The 1857-nt window shown below is 64.4% G+C and carries 2 protein-coding genes; both read left to right on the top strand.

Features of this window, described 5'->3' with window-relative positions; translation table 11 throughout:
• Positions 1-37 precede the first annotated feature (37 nt).
• Positions 38-1507 carry an MFS transporter gene (locus ACWEBX_RS39890; RefSeq protein ID WP_451889598.1) on the top strand — a complete coding sequence of 490 codons (1470 nt, stop codon included), beginning with the start codon at positions 38-40 and terminating at the stop codon, positions 1505-1507.
• Positions 1508-1540: 33 nt separating this feature from the next.
• Positions 1541-1857, top strand: a 317-nt coding sequence (locus ACWEBX_RS39895) for a hypothetical protein (protein WP_451889599.1), incomplete at its 3' end; no start/stop codon positions are given.

Raw genomic sequence — 1857 nt, forward strand, 5'->3', positions numbered from 1 at the left:
GCTTGACTTTCTTGTCTAGTGAGTTTAAAAAATCAACATGCCTACTGTCGATGCTCCGGCATCTGCCTCCAGTGCGGGGCTGTCCGGTCCACCCGTCTTCAAGCCGCCTCCGGGCGCCGGCCATCCGCGTGCCGTCTTCGCTGTCCTGGCGCTGGCCGTGTTCGTGTCGACGCTCGATTCCTTCATCGTGAACATCGCTCTCCCGGCGATTCGGTCGGACTTCACGAACTCCACCGTTGCCGACGTCTCGTGGGTCCTTGCCGCCTACGCGATCGTCTTCGCCGCACTGCTCGTGCCGGCCGGCAGGCTCGGCGACGTTGTCGGGCGAAAGCGGGTGTTCGCTGTGGGTCTCGGCCTCTTCGGGCTGAGCTCCGTGCTGTGCGCGATCGCGCCCTCGCTGAACTTCCTGATTGCCGCTCGAGTCCTGCAGGGTGCAGGAGCAGCCGCTGTCATCCCGACGTCGCTCGGCCTGCTGCTGCCTTCGATACCACCGCAGCGCCGTGCTGCCGCGATCGGCGCGTGGGCCTCCCTCGGTGCCGTCGGTGCTGCCTCCGGACCGCCTCTGGGAGGACTCCTGACCCAGCTCAGCTGGCACTGGATCTTCATGGTGAACGTCCCCCTCGTGGCGCTCGCGCTGCTGGGTACCTGGCGAGTGCTGCCGGAAGTCCGCGATCCTGCTCGCCCGGGTCTTCCGGACGCCCTCGGCTCCGCCGTCCTGGTTGCCGCTGTGTCCCTGGGCACTCTCGGCCTTGTCCAAGGTCACGCGTGGAACTGGGACGAGCGAGTCTTCGGCTCATTCATCGCTGCAGGTGTACTGACCGCCGCATTCATTGCTCGCTCCAAAAGGCATCACGCGCCGGTCCTGGATCTGAGTATTCTGCGCGTTCCCGCATTCGCGCTATCGAGCCTGTCCGCGGCCCTGTTCTACGCGTCTTTCTCTGCGATGCTGCTGGGTAACGTACTTTTCCTTACCGGGGCATGGCAGTACTCCGTAGTTTTGGCAGGTCTGGCCCTGACCCCGGGTCCCATCATGGCTGCCGTGTTCGCCCCCTTCGCCGGCAGGCTTGTCCGCCGAGTCGGTCCCGGGATCGTCGGAGGGGCGGGGGCATTGCTGTTCGGGACCGGGTCCGTCATGTGGATCAGTTTCATCGGGATGGAGCCGACCTACTGGTCTCGATTCTTTCCCGCCATGATGATCAGTGGAATCGGCGTCGGTCTGGCCATGCCTGCTTTCACGATCGCCGGAACCTCAACCCTGCCTCCTCAGAAGCTGGCTACCGGGATCGGCGCCCAGAGCATGTTCCGCCAAATCGGTTCAACATTCGGTGTTGCCGCGTTCGTGGCCATATTCGGCACCCCAACGGCAGAGAACCTGATCGAGGCTCACAGCCACACTCGCTGGTTCAACGTCGTGGCGGTGGCCGGTGCCGCCCTGGCTCTCGCCTTCATCCGTCACCCGCGCCCTGCGTCTGCTGTCCCGGCTCCAGGCGATACCCCTACCCAGTGAATGCAAGCCCAGACCCCAAGATGGAGCGATGAAATGAACCTAGAGATTGCGGCCCTCTCCCAGGTGGCGACATGGCCGGATGCCGATCGGCGCACCAGAATAGTGCTGGCGAACCAGTTCTCGACCGCCGGTCTTCATGAAGAAGGATTCGACTTCTTTTCCGGCCTGTCCGCCCAGAACCCGACCGACGGCCTCCTCATGGCCCTTGCCGGCCTCTTCCAGTCCCGTCTTGCCGGTCAGGAGGAGGCGGCGATCGCCAAACTCGACGCCGCCACATCACTTGACCTCGGACTGCCGCAGCTGCACCAAAGCGTGCTGCTTGGCCTGCTCGCCGGTGCCTGGACGGGCTT

This window comes from Streptomyces sp. NPDC005070 (assembly GCF_053600395.1).